This is a genomic window from Streptomyces sp. NPDC042102, assembly GCF_055582305.1.
The window spans coordinates 91,373-107,576 of sequence record NZ_JBVJDL010000010.1; the positions used below are offsets into that span (position 1 = coordinate 91,373).

Annotated in this window: 14 protein-coding genes and 2 tRNA genes; 4 read left to right on the forward strand and 12 right to left on the reverse strand. The window is 74.1% G+C overall.

The window, feature by feature from the left end; genetic code table 11:
* Nucleotides 1-5 precede the first annotated feature (5 nt).
* The 9 genes from ACZ6KO_RS29185 to ACZ6KO_RS29225 all read right to left on the reverse strand — a co-directional run bounded on the left by ACZ6KO_RS29185 (nt 6) and on the right by ACZ6KO_RS29225 (nt 9,349).
* Nucleotides 6-665, reverse strand: a complete 660-nt coding sequence (locus ACZ6KO_RS29185) for a TetR/AcrR family transcriptional regulator (protein ID WP_469306996.1) — start codon at nt 663-665, stop codon at nt 6-8.
* 89 nt (nt 666-754) lie between these two features.
* Nucleotides 755-2,875 carry an ArnT family glycosyltransferase gene (locus ACZ6KO_RS29190; protein WP_469306997.1) on the reverse strand — a complete coding sequence of 707 codons (2,121 nt, stop codon included), beginning with the start codon at nt 2,873-2,875 and terminating at the stop codon, nt 755-757.
* A complete protein-coding gene (locus ACZ6KO_RS29195) occupies nt 2,872-4,149 on the reverse strand; it encodes a bifunctional glycosyltransferase family 2/GtrA family protein (protein WP_469306998.1) in 1,278 nt (425 codons plus the stop codon). Before ACZ6KO_RS29195 ends, ACZ6KO_RS29190 begins: the two co-directional genes overlap by 4 nt.
* Before the next feature lie 25 nt (nt 4,150-4,174).
* Complete coding sequence (locus ACZ6KO_RS29200) at nt 4,175-5,713, reverse strand: sensor histidine kinase (RefSeq protein ID WP_469306999.1); 1,539 nt, start codon at nt 5,711-5,713, stop codon at nt 4,175-4,177.
* Nucleotides 5,714-5,772: 59 nt separating this feature from the next.
* Nucleotides 5,773-6,519: a response regulator transcription factor gene (locus ACZ6KO_RS29205; RefSeq protein WP_469307073.1), complete on the reverse strand. Its 747-nt coding sequence runs from the start codon at nt 6,517-6,519 to the stop codon at nt 5,773-5,775.
* 170 nt (nt 6,520-6,689) lie between these two features.
* Nucleotides 6,690-7,583: an amidohydrolase family protein gene (locus tag ACZ6KO_RS29210; protein ID WP_469307000.1), complete on the reverse strand. Its 894-nt coding sequence runs from the start codon at nt 7,581-7,583 to the stop codon at nt 6,690-6,692.
* Nucleotides 7,567-7,905 (reverse strand): antibiotic biosynthesis monooxygenase family protein, encoded by a 339-nt coding sequence (locus ACZ6KO_RS29215; RefSeq protein ID WP_469307001.1) that lies wholly within the window; start codon nt 7,903-7,905, stop codon nt 7,567-7,569. Before ACZ6KO_RS29215 ends, ACZ6KO_RS29210 begins: the two co-directional genes overlap by 17 nt.
* A gap of 128 nt (nt 7,906-8,033) precedes the next feature.
* A complete protein-coding gene (locus tag ACZ6KO_RS29220) occupies nt 8,034-8,918 on the reverse strand; it encodes a DUF2797 domain-containing protein (RefSeq protein WP_469307002.1) in 885 nt (294 codons plus the stop codon).
* Nucleotides 8,915-9,349, reverse strand: coding sequence for an Lrp/AsnC family transcriptional regulator (locus ACZ6KO_RS29225; protein ID WP_469307003.1), 435 nt, complete (start codon nt 9,347-9,349; stop codon nt 8,915-8,917). Before ACZ6KO_RS29225 ends, ACZ6KO_RS29220 begins: the two co-directional genes overlap by 4 nt.
* A gap of 108 nt (nt 9,350-9,457) precedes the next feature.
* Between ACZ6KO_RS29225 and ACZ6KO_RS29230 the strand changes: the two genes are divergently transcribed.
* Nucleotides 9,458-10,372, forward strand: coding sequence for an SMP-30/gluconolactonase/LRE family protein (locus ACZ6KO_RS29230; RefSeq protein WP_469307004.1), 915 nt, complete (start codon nt 9,458-9,460; stop codon nt 10,370-10,372).
* A gap of 41 nt (nt 10,373-10,413) precedes the next feature.
* Here the strand turns inward: ACZ6KO_RS29230 and ACZ6KO_RS29235 are convergent, their stop codons facing one another.
* From ACZ6KO_RS29235 to ACZ6KO_RS29245, 3 genes are all read right to left on the reverse strand, one after another.
* The gene (locus ACZ6KO_RS29235; protein ID WP_401444530.1) at nt 10,414-10,779 is read right to left on the reverse strand and encodes a PH domain-containing protein; all 366 of its coding nucleotides are present in this window, start codon (nt 10,777-10,779) and stop codon (nt 10,414-10,416) included.
* Between the two features lie 112 nt (nt 10,780-10,891).
* Nucleotides 10,892-10,964: transfer RNA gene (locus tag ACZ6KO_RS29240), tRNA-Arg, on the reverse strand.
* Nucleotides 10,965-11,193: 229 nt separating this feature from the next.
* Nucleotides 11,194-11,284: transfer RNA gene (locus tag ACZ6KO_RS29245), tRNA-Ser, on the reverse strand.
* Between the two features lie 180 nt (nt 11,285-11,464).
* On the opposite strand from ACZ6KO_RS29245, the gene ACZ6KO_RS29250 reads away from it, so the two are divergent.
* The 3 genes from ACZ6KO_RS29250 (at nt 11,465) to ACZ6KO_RS29260 (ending at nt 16,183) form a co-directional block, all read left to right on the forward strand.
* A complete protein-coding gene (locus ACZ6KO_RS29250) occupies nt 11,465-11,887 on the forward strand; it encodes an SSI family serine proteinase inhibitor (RefSeq protein ID WP_469307005.1) in 423 nt (140 codons plus the stop codon).
* A gap of 119 nt (nt 11,888-12,006) precedes the next feature.
* On the forward strand, nt 12,007-15,564 hold the full coding sequence (locus tag ACZ6KO_RS29255) for a response regulator (RefSeq protein WP_469307006.1): 3,558 nt from the start codon (nt 12,007-12,009) through the stop codon (nt 15,562-15,564).
* Between the two features lie 13 nt (nt 15,565-15,577).
* Complete coding sequence (locus ACZ6KO_RS29260) at nt 15,578-16,183, forward strand: antibiotic biosynthesis monooxygenase (protein WP_469307007.1); 606 nt, start codon at nt 15,578-15,580, stop codon at nt 16,181-16,183.
* Nucleotides 16,184-16,204 lie beyond the last annotated feature (21 nt).

Here is a 16,204-nt window from a genome sequence, read left to right on the forward strand (position 1 = left end):
AGACCCTAGGGGTCGATCTGGTCCGGGATCGTCCCGCCCGCGGCGGCCTTGGCCTCGATGCCCGCGATCAGAATGTCGAGCGCGAGGCCGAAGTCGGCCTCGGGGGCCCGGCGGACGGTGCCGGCGCCCCCACAGCCGTGCAGGAACTGCGAGACGGCCAGGTGGGCGCCGGTCCGGCCGGCATCGGTCAGGCCGGTGGCGTTTAGCAGCCTCTTCAGCGCCGCGTCGAGGGCGCGGGCGTGGGGGCCGATGTTGGGGTACTCGGCGGCCAGCGGGGCGACCCACGCGTGGTCGGCCAGCACCCGCCGGTAGCCCCGGGCCAGCGCCCGCAGCCCGCCCGGCCAGCCGCCGGGAGCGCCGTCTCCGGGGGTGCCGTCGCCGGGCAGGGGCAGCTCGCCCAGGGCGCGGTCCAGGGCGAGTTCGAGCAGATCGTGCCTGGTGTCCACGTACCAGTACAGGGACATCGCGGTCACCCCGAGCCGGCCGGCGAGGCGCCGCATGGAGAACCGGCCGAGCCCCTCGGCGTCGAGCAGGTGGACGGTGGCGGCGGTGATCCGGTCCCGGTCCAGTCCGGATGGCGCCGCGTCGGTGCGGCGCCGGGTCGCGGGGGCGGGCCTGACCGCCAGCCACACACTGGTGCGTGCCGCACCGGCCGCAATCGCCATCGGAGCACCCTCCTCGCCCGCCGGAGCGTCCCGGTATGCCCGGTCCGCCCTTCTTGATGCTAGAGGGTGCCTCTCGCCCGGTGGCGGGTTCAGGCCTTCGGGGCGGTCAGGTCGTAGAGCGTGGTGCCGCCGACCGTGACCTCGGTGAAGTTCTCCTGGACCCAGCTGGAGACGGCGCCGCTGGTGTCGCCGCCGGGGCCCATGCGCATCCCCGAGCCGCCACCTATGTAGTAGTGGATCTTCCCGGCCTTCACGTACGCCTGGAACTGCGCCAGCGTGGGGGACGGGTCGCTGCCGTTGAAGCCGCCGATCGGCATCACCGGCTCTCCGGTGGCGAGTTGGTAGCTCGCGGCGTTCTGCGCGCCGGTGGTGGCGGCCACCCAGGTGTAGCGGCCGGAGTCGGCGGCGAGCGCCTTCTTCACGGCGGCGTCGACGCGGGTGCCGTTCAGCAGACCGCCTGCGCCGCCCGGACCGCCGGGGGCCATCTCGCCCCGGCCGCCGGGGAACTGGCCCGGCCCGTCAGCGCGCTTGCGCCCGTCGGTGGCCTGGCCGCCCGGCGCCTGACCGTTCGGCGCCTGACCGTCCGGGCCCTGACCGTTCGGCGCCTGGCCGTTCGGTGGGGGCACGAGGGCCGCGCCCGGCGGGAGTTCGCCGCCCGGACCCAGACGCATGACGCCGCCCGGGCCGCGGCCGCCGGCGACCGCCGGACCCGCCGTCACGATGGAGCCGGCGTGCGGGGTGTTCACCGTCGTCAGGCAGTACGCGAACGGTCCCGCCAGCGCCGTACCCAGTCCCAGCACGACCGTGCCGCGCACGAACCGGCCGCCCAGCCGCCCGCCGGCCAGCAGCCCGGCGGCCGCCAGGATCCCGGCCACCAGCACCGCCCAGCGCAGCCACGGCACGTACGACGGCGCCCGGCCGAGCAGGACGTACGACCAGAGCGCGGTCAGCGCGACGGTGCCGGCGAGGGTGGCCGCCGCGAGCGGGGAGTGCCGCTCCTCCCACAGGACGGCGACGCCCATGCCGACGAGCGCGGCCACGAAGGGCGCGAGCGCCACCGTGTAGTACTCGTGGAAGATGCCCTGCATCCAGCTGAAGACGACGGCGGTGATCAGCAGGCAGCCGCCCCAGGCGAGGAAAGCGGCCCGGGCCATGCCCTCCAGGGAGTCCGTGGCCCGCCGGGCCCGCCAGGTGATCACCAGACCCGCGACCAGCAGCACCAGCGCGGCCGGCAGCAGCCAGGAGATCTGACCGCCGATATTGGCCGAGAAAAGCCGGTCGATGCCGGTCTCGCCCCATCCGCCCCCGCCCCGGCCGGCGCCGCCGCCCGGACCCGCGCCGCCACCGCCCACGCTGCCGGTCTCGTTGCCGTTGATCCGGCCGAGGCCGTTGTAGCCGAGGGTCAGCTCCAGGAAGGAGTTGGTCTGCGAGCCGCCTATGTACGGGCGGGAGGCCGCCGGCCACAGCTCGACGACCGCCACCCACCAGCCGCCGGTGACCACCATCGCCAGCCCGGACAGGGCCAGCTGGCTCAGCCGCCGCAGTGGGCGGGCCGGCGCGCAGACCGCGTACAGCAGGACGAGCGGCGGGAGGATGACGAAGGCCTGCAGGGTCTTGGTCAGGAAGCCCACGGCGACCGCGATCCCGGCGTACACGAGCCACCTGGTGTGCGCGCCGTCGAGGGCGCGCAGCACGCAGTACACGGTGACCGTCAGCAGCAGCGTCAGCAGCGCGTCGGGGTTGTTGAAGCGGAACATCAGCGCCGCGACCGGGGTCAGGGCGAAGACCGTACCGCTGAGCAGGCCGGCGGCCGGCCCGAACTGGCGGCGTACGGCGGCGTAGAGGACCGCGGTGGTCGCCACGCCCATCAGGGCCTGCGGGACCAGGATCTGCCAGGCGCCGAGCCCGAAGAGCCGGACCGACAGGGCCATCGGCCACAGGGCGGCCGGGGGCTTGTCGACGGTGATGGAGTTGCCGGCGTCGGAGGAACCGAAGAAGAAGGCCTTCCAGCTCTCGCTGCCGGCCTGGACGGCCGCGGAGTAGAAGGAGTTGGCGTATCCGGAGGCCCCCAGGTTCCACAGCAGCAGCACGGCGGTGCCGAGCAGCAGGACGGCGAGCGCGGGACGCTCCCAGCGGGGCCGGACGGCGCTCGCGGCGGCGGCCCGTGGCGGGAAGGCGGGTGGGACGGCGGCGAGGGGGGCCGTGGTCATCGCGTGGTGTCCTTCGCGTGGGGGGCCGGGCGCTCCGGGAAGACCCAGCCGCGGAAGAGCAGGAAGCGCAGCACGGTCGCGGCGAGGTTGGCGGTGATGAGCACGGCCAGCTCGGTGCTGTGCGCCGGGTGGGCGGTGGCCGCGTCGAGCGCGGCCAGCGAACCGGCGGTCAGGGTCAGACCGATGCCGAAGACGAGCAGCCCCTGGGCCTGATGGCGCAGGACCCGCTCGCGGCCGCGGACGCCGAAGGTCAGGCGCCGGTTGGCGGTGGTGTTGGCGATGGCGGAGAGCAGCAGGGCGGCCGCGTTGGCCGCCTGGGCGCCGGTGCCGAGCCGGAAGAGGGAGTAGAGGGCGAGGTAGCAGAGCGTGGACAGCAGGCCGACCGCGCAGAAGCCCAGCAGCTGGCGGGCCAGGCCGCGCGGCACCCCGGTCAGGGCCCGGTCGCGCGGGTCGTCGCCGAAGGGCCGGGCGAGGCGGTCCAGCGGCAGCGCGCCCACGGCCAGTGCCCGGCCCACCCGCCACATGCCCTTGAGGTCCTCGACGGCCGTCCCCAGGATGTGGACGGTGGAGTCGGGGTCGTCCACCCAGTCCACGGGCACCTCGTGGATGCGCAGCCCGGCGCGCTCGGCGAGTACCAGCATCTCGGTGTCGAAGAACCAGCCGGTGTCCTCCACCAGCGGCAGCAGCCGTTCGGCGACGTCGCGGCGGATGGCCTTGAAGCCGCACTGGGCATCGCTGAACCGGGCGGCGAGGGAGGAGCGCAGCAGCAGGTTGTAGGCGCGGGAGACGAACTCCCGCTTGGCGCCGCGCACCACCCGGGAGGAGCGCGACAGCCGGGTGCCGATGGCCAGGTCGGAGTGGCCGGAGATCAGCGGGGCCACCAGCGGCAGCAGCGCGTTGAGGTCGGTGGACAGGTCCACGTCCATGTAGGCCAGGACGGGGGCCTCGGAGGCGGCCCAGACGGTCCGCAGCGCCCTGCCCCGCCCCTTCTGGTCCAGCCGGACGCTGCGGACCCCTTCGACACCGGCGGCGAGACCGGCGGCGACCTCGGGGGTCCCGTCGGTGCTCGCGTTGTCGGCGATGGTGATGCGGAAGGGGTAGGGGAAGGTCCGCGTCAGGTGCTCGTGGAGGCGGCGGACACAGGGTTCGAGGTCCTTCTCCTCGTTGAAGACCGGGATGACCACGTCCACGACGGGTGTACCGGACCCGCCGGGGCCCAGGACGTCGAGCGGGGTGCGCGCCGGGAGGGCTCCCGGTGAGATGTCGGTTGGCATGCCCCGATCTTCTCCGAGTGAGCTGTCACCGTGGTGTGGCGGCCCTGTGCCCGTGCTGTGAGTCAGGCCACGGCACCCGCCCTGCCGCCGGGGGAAGTTGTACGTCGCCGTGCCCCGCCGGGGGAAGTTGTACGTCGAACCGGGTGCACCCCGCTTCACTGTGTACGCCGACCAGCCCGCCGTGTGCCACGACGACGGCGCGGACGATGGCCAGACCCAGCCCGGTCGACCCGGCGTGCCGGGAGCGGGAGGCGTCACCGCGCGCGAACCGCTCGAAGACGTGCGGGAGCAAGGCGGCCGGGATGCCCGGGCCGTCGTCCTCGATCTCGACGCGGACGGTGTCGGGGCCGGACCGGACGCGGGCCGTGACGGTGGTACCCGCCGGGGTGTGGGTGCGGGCATTGGCCAGCAGGTTCACCAGGACCTGCTGGATCCGGGCGGGGTCGGCGTGGACCCCGGCGGGCCCGTCGGGCAGTTCCAGCCGCCAGTGGTGGCCGGGGCCGGCCGCGCGGGCGTCGCTGACGGCGTCCACGACCAGCGGGGCGAGGTCGGTGTCCTCGCAGGACAGCGGGCGGCCCGCATCGAGACGGGCCAGCAGCAGCAAGTCCTCCACCAGGCCGGTCATCCGGGTGGCTTCGGACTCGATGCGGCCGAGCGCGTGCCGGGTGTCGGGGCCGGGCTCCTCGCGGCCCCGGCGGGTGAGTTCGGCGTACCCGCGGATGGAGGCCAGCGGGGTCCGCAGCTCGTGGCTGGCGTCCGCGACGAACTGACGGACCCGCATCTCGCTCTGCTGGCGGGCGGTGAGCGCCGAGGAGACATGGCCCAGCATCCGGTTGAGGGCGGCCCCGACCTGGCCGACCTCGGTGCGGGGATCGGCTTCGGCGTCGGGGACCCGCTCGTGCAGGGCGGGCTCACCGCTGTGCAGGGGGAGTTCGGAGACCCGGGTGGCGGTGGCGGCGACCCGGCGCAGCGGGCGCAGGGCGACGCCGACCAGGGCCTGGCCGGCCAGGGAGGCCGCGATCAGTCCGGCGAGGGTCACGCAGACCTCGACGGCGACCAGGGTGCCCACGGTGGAGTGCACCCGGTCCAGCGGGAAGGCCAGGACGACGTTCCCCGTGGGAAAGGTGCGCGCCAGGTAGGCGCCGCGATCGGGCAGGTCGACCTGGACCGGGTTGCCGCGGCCCCGGCCGGCGGCGGCCGCCAGCGCGCGGGCCTGCCGGTCGCTGAGCGATTTGATGACGGCGTACTCCGGTGCGTCGTCCGGCTCGCTGCTCGCGCTCTCCCGGATCGTGCCGTCCGTGTCGAGGAGCACCGCGGCCGCACGCATCGGCGCGCCGGGGGCCACCACGAAGCCGAGGCGGTGTCCGTAGAAGAGCCGTTCGCCGCTCTTGTCCGCGGGCTTGCCCGGTGCCGGCGGCCTGGACGCCATCTCGACGGCGGTCCGCAGCTGGTCGTCGAGCCGGCCCATCAGGTAGGAGCGCAGCGCCAGGGTGGTGACCGTACCGATCACCGCGCCGACGACCGCGATCAGCGCGACCGAGGTGACGACGAGCCGGGTCCGCAAGGACCACGGCCGTGCGGGTCGGGATGTTTCACGTGAAACACGCGCCCGGCGCCTGCGCACTACTCCCCCGGCTTGATCAGATAGCCCGCCCCGCGCCGGGTGTGGATCATCGGGCTGAGGCCGGGGCCGCTCTCCAGCTTGCGCCGCAGGTAGGAGATGTAGAGCTCGACCACATTGGCCTGGCCGCCGAAGTCGTAGGACCACACCCGGTCCAGGATCTGGGCCTTGCTCAGCACCCGGCGCGGATTGCGCATCAGGAAGCGCAGCAGCTCGAACTCGGTGGCGGTCAGGTGGATCTCCCGGCCGCCCCGGCTGACCTCGTGGCTGTCCTCGTCCAGGCGCAGATCGCCGACCTCCAGGACGGACTCGCCGCGCGCGGCCTGGGCGGCGCCCGAGCGGCGGATCAGCCCGCGCAGCCGGGCCACGACCTCCTCCAGGCTGAAGGGCTTGGTGACGTAGTCGTCGCCGCCGGCCGTCAGGCCCGCGATGCGGTCCTCGACGGAGTCCCTGGCGGTCAGGAACAGCACCGGGACCTGCGGGATCTCGCGCCGCAGCCGCCCGAGGACGGCCAGCCCGTCCATGTCGGGAAGCATGATGTCGAGCACCACGGCGTCCGGGCGGAACTCCCGGGCCGCCCGGACCGCGCTCGCCCCGTCGCCCGCGCTGCGGACCTCGCAGCCCTCGTAGCGCAGGGCCATGGACAGCAGCTCGGACAGCGCGTGCTCGTCGTCGACGACGAGCACCCGGCAGGGTCCGCCGTCGGCGCGGACCAGGGCCGCGGGGGAGGCGGTGGACGTGGCGGACATGGACGCGTGGGATGTGGTCGTCGCAGTCATGCCGACCAGGCTGGCGAAGGCCTCTGAGAGCCCTCTTGTCGGTTTCTGTGAATCTCCTGAGAAAGGAGCCGCGCGGAGGGGCGGGTGCCGGGCGGGGCGCGGGTGCCGGGCCGACCGGAGCCCGGCCAGGCGAGGCCCGGTCAGACGGGGCCCGGTCCGCGGAGCCCGAAGAGCCGGGCCGCGTTGTCGTGACAGACGGCCCGCAGCCAGTCGTCACCCAGGCCGAGCCGGTCGAGGGCGTCGAGCTGGTGCTCGTAGGGATAGGGGATGTTGGGGAAGTCGGTGCCGAGCAGGATCCGGTCGCCGAGGTCGGCCAGCCGGCCACGGTCCCCGGCCGGGAAGCCGGTGAGCCGCTCGGCGAAGTCGGTGAAGGCCATGGTGGTGTCCAGGCGCACCTCGCGGTAGCGGTCGGCGAGGTCGAGGAAACCGGCGTACTCGGGCATCCCCATGTGCGCGACGACCAGCGGCAGCCGGGGGTACCGGGCCAGCAGCCGGCCGACCGGCCCGGGCCCGGTGTACGGGCCCGCCACCGGCCCGGACCCGCAGTGGATGACGATGGGGATGCCGGCCTCGGCGAGCAGCCCCCACACCCGGTCCAGCCGCTCGTCGTTCGGGTCGTACCCGCCGACCTGGAGGTGCGCCTTGAAGACGCGCGCCCCGCCCTCGACGGCCTGCCGCACGTACGCCGCCACCCCGTCCTCGGGGAAGAACGTGGCGGTGTGCAGGCAGTCCCGTGTGCGGGCGGCGAAGTCGGCGGCCCAGGAGTTCAGCCAGGCGGCCATCGCGGGCTTGTGCGGATACAGCATCGACGTGAAGGCGATCACCCCGAAATCGCGCAGCAGCGCGACCCGTTCCTCCTCCTCGTGCCGGTAGGTGATGGGCCACTCGACGCCGGTCAGCGGGCCGACGGCGTCGAAGTAGTCCCACACCTTGGCCAGGACCCGCTCCGGCATGAAGTGCGTGTGCACGTCGATCAGTCCGGGCAGCGCGAGCCGCTCACGGAAGGCCCGGACCGCCTCAGCCGTTGCGGGCAAAGCCGTGGCTCCGCTCTACGGTCGCGACGTGCAGGGTGTAGCTCTCGTACCAGTGGGCGCGGCCCCGCGCCATCGCCGCCTGGTGCTCCATGTCCTGGCGCCACACGTCGAGCGACGCGTGGTCGCGGAAGTAGGCGACGGTGATCCCGAGGCCGCCGGGGGTGCGCGCGGACTCGTAGCCGAGGAAGCCGGGGTTGGCACCGACGATCTCCTGCATGCGGGCGTTGGTCTCGGGATATCCGCTCTCGTCGGGGGTGCGGACATTGCTGAAGACGGCCATCACATAAGGCGGTTGGAACGCCTGAACGGGCTGGATGCTCATGGCTCCACCCTCGGCGGGCGGGCCCCGGCATGTCCACCTCGAACGGCCCCGGAAGCCCAAAGGGATCCAAGTTTTGACCTTGCCCGCCGGAACGCCCCTCTCCGGCGTGCCAGCTCAGAACAGTCCGCTCAGAACAGTCCGCCCTGCTCCACCGGGGGCAGCCCCGGGCCGGTCCCGGCCAGCGGCACGTCGGTGACGGCGGCCGCGGCCGCGACGCCCAGCCCCCAGCCGGCCAGCAGCCGGGTGTCCAGCACGAGCCCGTCGGCGAAGTGCAGGTCCGGCCCGGCGACCGCGGCGAGCCGGCCCGCGACCGTCCCGCCGGGCACCAGCTCGGTGACCACCCGGGCCGGGTCGGGCAGCCCATCGGGCCAGAACACCGCGGCGTGGTCGGCGACCTCGCACGCCAGTCGCCCCAGCGACTCCGGCCAGCCGGGCAGCGCCGCCGCCCGCGCGTGCAGCTCGGCGACCTCCCGGGCCCGCTCGGGGCCCGGCGGCAACTGCGCCCGTACCGCACGCTTGCGCGCGTACGCGATGCGGTCCGGCACCCCGAGGGCGGCCCGCAGCAGCTCCTCGGTACGCCGGGCCGCCATCAGGGGCCCGCGGCCCAGCCAGGTCCAGGTCACCGCGCCCTGCTCCAGCAGCCGCGCGGACCCGCGCTCCTCGGCGGTGATCCCCACCTTGACCATCCCCGGACCGAACCAGGCCAGATAGACCCGGTAAGGGCGCGGATCACCGGCGTTGGTGTCGGCCGCCACCGAGAAGGACCGGTCGAGGCGGGCGCACTCGGGGCACTGGGCGCTGCCCGCGCGGCCCGGCACGGTGCCCGCCGTGGGGCACGGGGTCCGCTTCCCGGCCCGCCACACGCCGAGGCAGCGGCGCGCACCGCCGTCCACCGTGAACAGCAGCGGGGCCCCGTACGTCAGTCGGCTGGCGGTCTCCTGGCCCAGCGGGCCGTACCAGCCGATGGCCGGCCCGTCTCCGGTCCACCGCAGTCCGGTGCACCGCCAGGTCACAGCGGGAGCGGTCGCTCGAAGAAGGTGTCGAGCACGACGGTCGCCTGGGTGCCGCTGACCCCGTCGATGGCGTACAGGCGGCGCAGTACGTCCTGCAACTGCGCCGTGGTGGCCGTACGCACCTTGACCAGCACGGAGGCACTGCCCGCGATCACGTGCGCCTCCTGGATCTCGGGGATCTCCTCGAAGGCCGCGCGGGAGTCGCCCATCCAGGCGGTGGAGTCCACCATCACGTACGCGAGCACCCCGCTCCCGACCGCCGCCGGGTCCACGTCGACGGTCGTACGCCGGATCACCCCGCGCTCGCGCAGCTTGCGTACGCGCTCGTGCGCGGCTCCCGCCGACAGACCGACGGCCGCGCCCAGCACGGCGTAGGACTGACCGGCGTCCTGCTGCAGACGCAGGACGAGGGCCCGGTCGATGTCGTCCACGCGCTCTCCTTACCCCAGCTTCTCCCCAACCCCTTGCGAAGACCGTACCGCATCCTGCAATGTCACCAGCGACCCGAACAGAATTCGGCACACACCTAACAAGGGAGAATGGTGTCCCCCGTCGCGGACCCGAACCTGTACGAGATCCTGGACGAGCGGTTCCGGACCGGCCGCTGCGCCAACGGCGACAGCCGCCTGGAGCGGCTCTACGACGACTGCCGCTGGGCCGAGGGGCCGCTGTACCTGCCCGCCTGGCGCCAGCTGGTCTTCAGCGACATACCCAACGACCGCCTGCTGCGCTGGGACGAGGCGACCGGCACGGTCGGCGTCCTCCGCTCCCCGGCGGGATTCGTCAACGGCAACACCCTGGACCGGCAGGGCCGCCTGATCAGCTGCGAGCAGGGCAACCGCCGGGTGACACGCACCGAACCGGACGGGACGGTGACGGTTCTCGCCGACCGCTGGAAGGGCAGGCGGCTCAACAGCCCGAACGACGCGGTCGTCCGCTCGGACGGCTCGGTGTGGTTCTCCGACCCGGACTTCGGCATCACGAGCGACTACGAGGGCCACCGCGCGGAGAGCGAGATCGGCGCCTGCAACCTCTACCGGGCGGACCCGGCGACCGGCGAGGTCCGGCTGGTCGCGGACGGCTTCCTCGGCCCGAACGGCGTGGTCTTCTCCCCCGACGAGCGCGAGCTCTACGCCGCCGACACACGGGCCGGCCACATCCGGGCCTTCACCGTCCGCGACGACGGCACCCTCACCGACGACCGGGTCTTCGCCGACTGCCCGCAGGTGGACAACATCCGCTTCGACGACACGGGCCGGCTGTGGGCGGCGGCGATGGAGGACGGCGTGCGCTGCTACGCGGCCGACGGCACCCTGATCGGCCGGATCCGGGTACCGGAGCCCGTGTCGAACATCGCGTTCGGCGGCCCGCGCAACAACCGCCTCTTCCTGACCGCCACGACATCCCTGTACTCCCTGGTGATGTCGGTGACGGGCCTCCCGCGCGTGCGGTGATGCCCGCGCCGGCCGGGTGCCGGCCGGCGCGGGCCTCGCGCCTAGCGGGCGACGAACTGCGTCAGGATCGCCTGCACCTGGTAGATGTCCACGCCCTTGGTGAAGGTCTTCTGGACCGGCATCTGGCTGCCCGAGATCCAGATCTTCAGCTCGGCGTCGAGGTCGAAGGTGCCGGCGGTCTCCACGGCGAAGTGCGTGATGCTCCGGTACGGAATGGAGTGGTACTCCGTCTTCTTCCCGGTGATGCCCTGCTTGTCGACGAGCAGCAGCCGCCGGTCGGTGAACAGGATGGTGTCCCGCACCAGCTGGAAGGCCGCGTGCACCTGCTCGCCCTGCCCCATCAGCCGCGCGTAGTCCTGCTGCGCCTGCACCGGGTCGACGGTGTGCGCGTTTCCGAACAGCCCCATGACATCCCCCTTTGAAGATCGAACGATCTTCAAACCCTATCCAGCCCCCCGGACCTCCTCAAGGGACCAAACGAAAGAGGCCCCCCGGTGAACCGGGGGGCCTCTCAGGCTGTGCACTCGGCAGGATTCGAACCTGCAACCTTCTGATCCGTAGTCAGATGCTCTATCCGTTAAGCTACGAGTGCTTGGGCTTCCCGGGGTTTTTCGCCCCGTTGGCCTTGCGAGAACAACAATACATGGACCTCGCCGGGACGCGAAATCCATTAGCCACACGCCGCCTGACCTGCGGAAACACCCCTCCGGACCCCCCTCTCCGAGCGGTCTGGGCGGATGTGACCTGGCGCACCGCCGTCGGGAAAGCGCGCAGCACACGACGAAGCCCCGGTCCATACGGACCGGGGCTTCGGCAAGGTGCGGAGGCGGAGGGATTTGAACCCTCGATGGACGGTAAAGCCCAAACCGCATTAGCAGTGCGGCGCCATAGACCGGACTAGGCGACGCCTCCAGCGCGCCCTCGCGTACGAGGGTGCGTGCAGATGATGACACAGGCGCGGGGCCGGTCACCAATCCGCTCTCACGGTACAAGGAGCGGCACCCGCAGAGCAAAGGCTTACGGCGAGGAACGTCCGGGCGGGCGCGTCGTTGGGCACGGCGTACGACGTACGGACGACCTGGAGTGATCTTGATGCGTCTCGCCGCCCTCGCCGTCACCTCCGCCCTGGCCGCCGCGGCCGCCGGCCCCCTGCCCCCGCTCCCGCTCGGCCGGCTGCTGGCCCCGCCCGACCGCCTCACCCTCACCGTGGCCCACACCGGCAATCCGCACACGGACGGCGAGTACTGGCTGGCCTGCGACCCCGCCGACGGCACCCACCCCAAGGCGGACCGCGCCTGCGCCCGGCTGGCCGAGCTCGCCCGGGACGGGAAGGACCCCTTCGCGCCCGCTCCCCGCGACGAGATGTGCACGATGACGGACGGCGGGCCGGCCACCGCCCGCGTCCGGGGAACCTGGCAGGGCCGCGAGGTGGACACGACCTTTCGGCGGCGCAATGGCTGTGAGATCAGGCGATGGAATGAGTTGGAACCTCTGCTTCCGGGTCGGTCCCGCTGACCTGGGAGGATGAGGAATATGCCGTGGATGAGCCGTGCATCCGCCGTCCCCCGCCGGGCCGGTGCCCTTAGACTCCTCCCGTGACATGCCGGTAGTCGTGGTCAGGGAGGAAGCTCGTCGTGAGCAGCAGGCCATCCCGAGGCGCTGCTCGCCTCGCAGCAATACTCGACGCGCTTCCCGATGCGCTCCTGCTCGTCAACGCCAACGGCACGGTGGTGAACGCCAATTCCATCGCCCTGGCCGCGATGGAGAGCCCGGGCACGGGACTGGTCGGGCGGGGCGTGCTGGACCTCCTGCCGCAGTTCGACTCCAAGCTCATCCCCGGCTCCATGCGGCGGCCCGGTGAGGACGACGAGGGCCGGACCAAGCCGACGCGGATGATCGCGCGCCGTACGGACGGCAGCGAGTTCCCCGTCGAGGTGACGAGCGCCAACCTCGACGGGCGCGACGCCTACCGCGAGCCCCAGCCCGGCTACACCGGCGACGAGTTGCTCATGCTCGTGGTGCGCGACCTGTCCGACACCGTGGACACCGAGGCCGAGCTCGCCCGCTCCCAGCGGCAGACCGAGATGATCCTGCGCGCCGCCGCCGAAGGCGTCGTCGGCACCGACACCGAGGGCCGCGTCGTCCTCGTCAACCCGGCCGCCGCCCAGATCCTCGGCTACCGCGCCACCGACCTCGGCAACCGCGAGCTGCACGGCCTCATCCAGCACTCCCGTGCCGACGGCTCCCCCTTCCCCTTCGAGGAGTCCCCGCTCGCCGACACCCTGCGCAGCGGCCGCAAGCACCGCGTACGCGGCCAGGTGCTGTGGAACAAGGCCGGCCGGCCCGTCTCCGTCGACATGACGACCTCGCCGGTGCGCGACGGCGACCAGCTCGTCGGCGCGGTCATGACCTTCACCGACCGCCGCCCGTACGACGCCCTGGCCGCCCGGCACGCCCAGCTGCTCGCGGTGCTCGGCGACGCCCTGCGCGGGCCGCTGGAGGAGCTGCGCGGCGAGCTGGCGACGCTGGCCGCCGACGACGCCGGCCAGCTGTGGCCCGAGGCCAACCAGCTGCTGCACCACCTGGCCGCCGGCTACTCGCGGATGACGACCCTCGTCGACAACGTGCTGGGCTTCCAGCGGCTGGACGCCGGCAGCGAGAAGCTCGCCAAGAAGAAGGTACTGATCAACGGCGTCGTGACCGCCGGTGTCGACGGTGCGGTCGAGCTGATCGGGCCGGGCCGGGCGCAGTTCGCGGTGCACGCGCCGACGATCGAGGCCGAGGTGGACGCGGAGCGGATCGCGACCGCGCTCGCCCATCTGATCGCGGACGTCGCCGGTGTCGACGCCACCGGCAAGACCCCGCAGGGCAGCGGGTACATGGACTCCACGATCGTGGTGGCGGCCGCCCAGCGCGGCGATGTCGTGCGCATCGAGGTGCGCGGCCCCTACGACGGCGGTAACCCGGTGCACGAGCCGATCGTGCGGGGCATCGTGACCGCGCACGGCGGTGTGCTCCAGACGGTCGAGGTGCCTGGCGCGCCCGGCGGGGCGTACGTCCTGGAGCTGCCGCTCGGCGCGGGCGCCGGCACGGTGACACTGCCCGACCCGGAACCCGAGCCCGAGCCGGAGCCGGAGCCGGAGGCACCGAAGGGGGCCGGCGGCACGGCGGACGAGCAGGGCAAGGGTGAGGGCGCGGCGCGGCCCGGCGGCCGGCGCGCCCGGCGCGGTGTCGACGCGTTCCTGGAGGACGAGGCGGCCGCCGGCGCCGGTGCTGCCGGCGGTACGCCGGCCGGTGCCGACGCCGCCGCGGGTGCCGGTGGTGCGCTGGCACTGCCGTCCGGGCGGCGGCGGGCCGGCACGGCCGCGCCCGAGCTGGCGCAGGCGCCGGTGCACCCGGCGGGTCTGGGAACCGGACGGCGCCGCGGCCGCGACGGCGACGGGGCCCCCGAGGGCGCCGCCGGGCGTCCGGTCCCGCCGCAGGGCATGCCGGCGCTGCCGCCCGTACCGCCGTCCCTGCCCACGGGCGCGGCCCCGGCCGCGCCGGTGCCCCCTGGCGCGCCCGTACCTCCCGCGCCTCCCCTCGCTCCCGCGTCTCCCGTCGCTCCCGCGTCCGCGGTGCCGCCGGTGCCGGCCGCCGAATCGCCGGCCGGGCGCCGCCGGGCGCTGGCGCCGGCGCAGGAGGTCCCGGGCCGGCCGTCGCCGCCGCAGACCGGTGGCCCCGTACCGGCGACGGGCCTCGGTCCCGTGCCGGGGCCGAACGGCGCCCGCCCGGCCGTACCGCCCGCACCGGCCGCTCCCACGGCCCCCGTGCCCCCGGCCACGGCGCTGCCCCTGCCGTCCGGGGCTCCGCAGCCCGGCCCCGCCCGGCCCGTACCGGGTCCGGACGCCGCGCCCGGCACGGGCGGCCCCGCCATGGCCGCCGCCACCGCCGGCCCCGCACCCGTGGGCGACGCCGCCGTCGCGGAGACCGCCGGACGCCGCGGCCGCCGGGCCCTCGGCGCGCCCGCCGCCGCGGAACCCGCGCCCGAGACCCCCGAGACCCCGGAGCCCACGGTGCCCGCGCAGGACGGCCCCACCGGCCGCCGCCGCGCCCTGCCCGCGACCCCGGCGTGGCCCGTGCCCGCCGCCCGGACCGCGCCCGAGCAGGAGGCGGCCGAGCCGGTCGCGCTGCCCGGCGCCCGGCAGCCGCAGGACAACACCGCGCAGCCGATCAGCGTGCGCACCCTCGGCCAGGGCATCGACACCTCCGCCATGACGGCGCCCGGCACCGGCACCGACACCGGAGCGGGTGCCGGAACCGGCTCGGGCCGTCGGCGCCGGCTCGCCGAGCCCGCGCCCCAGGGCCGCGCCTTCGCCATAGGGGCCCCCGAGGCGGGCGCCGCCGAGGGACCGGAGCCGCTGGACGGTCCCGGTGGCGCCGTCGAGGTGGTCAACCGCCCCGCGCCGCAGCCCGTGGACGACGAACTCCCGCCGGAGCCGCTGGACAACCCGCGCCGCCTGCTGGTGTGGCCGGCGCCCGACGTACAGACCCAGCAGGCGCTCAGCGAGCGCGGCTACCGCCCGGTGATCGTGCACTCCCGCGAGGAGGTGGACGCGCAGATCGCCGCGTTCCCCGCCGCGCTGTTCGTCGACCCGCTGACCGGGCCGATCACCCGCACGGCCCTGCAGTCGCTGCGGCAGGCGGCCGTGGCCGCCGAGGTGCCGGTCCTGGTGACGGCGGGCCTCGGCCACGCGACGCGCGAGGCGGCGTACGGCGCCGACCCGGCCGTCCTCCTCAAGGCGCTCGCTCCGCGCGACAGCGAGCAGCACCCCTCGCGGGTGCTGCTGATCGAGGAGAAGGACGAGATCGCCACCGCGCTGACCGCCGCCCTGGAACGGCGCGGCATGCAGGTCGCGCGGGCGGGCGCGGACACGGACGCCGTGGAGCTGGCGAGCCGGATGCGGCCCAACCTGGTGGTCATGGACCTGATGCAGGTACGCCGGCGGCGGGCCGGGATCGTGGACTGGCTGCGCGCCAACGGGCAGCTGAACCGCACCCCGCTGGTCGTCTACACGACCGCCGGCATCGACCCGGCCGAGCTGCCCCGGCTCGGCTCCGGCGAGAGCGTGCTGTTCCTCGCCGAGCGGTCCACGACCGCCGAGGTGCAGGGCCGCATCGTGGACCTGCTGGCGAAGATCGGCACCAATTAGCGACTCTGTACGGATGGCCCTCACCACCGGAACCACCGAACACAGCGTCCCCGCCGACGACGGGGAGGTGACCCTCCTCATCGCCCGGCAGGTCGAGCCGGGCTACGAGGAGGCGTTCGAGACGTGGGCGCGGGGGATCCTCGAGACCGCCGCGACCTTCCCGGACCACCTGGGGTACGGGCTGTTCCGTCCGGCGGCCGAGGGCGCGCCCTGGTTCCTCGTCCACCGCTTCCGTGACCATGCGGCCTTCGAGGCCTGGCAGGCCTCGCCCGAGCGGGAGCGGTGGTTCGCGAACTGCGAGGGCCACCACCACACCGAGACAGCCCGGCGCGAACTGCACGGCATGGAGACGTGGTTCGCGAAGCCCGGAACGACCCGGCCCGCGCCCCCGCGGTGGAAGATGGCGATCAGCTCGGGGCTGGCCATCTTCCCGATCTCGCTCGCGGGGAACGCGCTGCTCGGGCCGTTCCTGATGGACTGGCACGTCGTCCTGCGGACCGCGGCCTTCGCGGTCGTCTTCAGCACGCTGATGACCTATGTGGCGATGCCCGCGGTCAGCAGAGTGCTGCGGCCCTGGCTCACGCGCGGCCAGCCGGACCGGGCGGCCCGGCGCGGCTAGCCGGACCGGGGCGCCCGGGCA

Excerpts from the sequence above, each read along its gene's own strand:
- ACZ6KO_RS29185 (WP_469306996.1), bottom strand. The coding sequence starts at position 665 with ATGGCGATTGCGGCCGGTGCGGCACGCACCAGTGTGTGGCTGGCGGTC.
- ACZ6KO_RS29190 (WP_469306997.1), bottom strand. The coding sequence starts at position 2,875 with ATGACCACGGCCCCCCTCGCCGCCGTCCCACCCGCCTTCCCGCCACGG.
- ACZ6KO_RS29195 (WP_469306998.1), bottom strand. The coding sequence starts at position 4,149 with ATGCCAACCGACATCTCACCGGGAGCCCTCCCGGCGCGCACCCCGCTC.
- ACZ6KO_RS29205 (WP_469307073.1), bottom strand. The coding sequence starts at position 6,519 with ATGTCCGCCACGTCCACCGCCTCCCCCGCGGCCCTGGTCCGCGCCGAC.
- ACZ6KO_RS29215 (WP_469307001.1), bottom strand. The coding sequence starts at position 7,905 with ATGAGCATCCAGCCCGTTCAGGCGTTCCAACCGCCTTATGTGATGGCC.
- ACZ6KO_RS29230 (WP_469307004.1), top strand. The coding sequence starts at position 9,458 with ATGGTGTCCCCCGTCGCGGACCCGAACCTGTACGAGATCCTGGACGAG.
- ACZ6KO_RS29235 (WP_401444530.1), bottom strand. The coding sequence starts at position 10,779 with ATGGGGCTGTTCGGAAACGCGCACACCGTCGACCCGGTGCAGGCGCAG.
- ACZ6KO_RS29250 (WP_469307005.1), top strand. The coding sequence starts at position 11,465 with ATGCGTCTCGCCGCCCTCGCCGTCACCTCCGCCCTGGCCGCCGCGGCC.
- ACZ6KO_RS29260 (WP_469307007.1), top strand. The coding sequence starts at position 15,578 with ATGGCCCTCACCACCGGAACCACCGAACACAGCGTCCCCGCCGACGAC.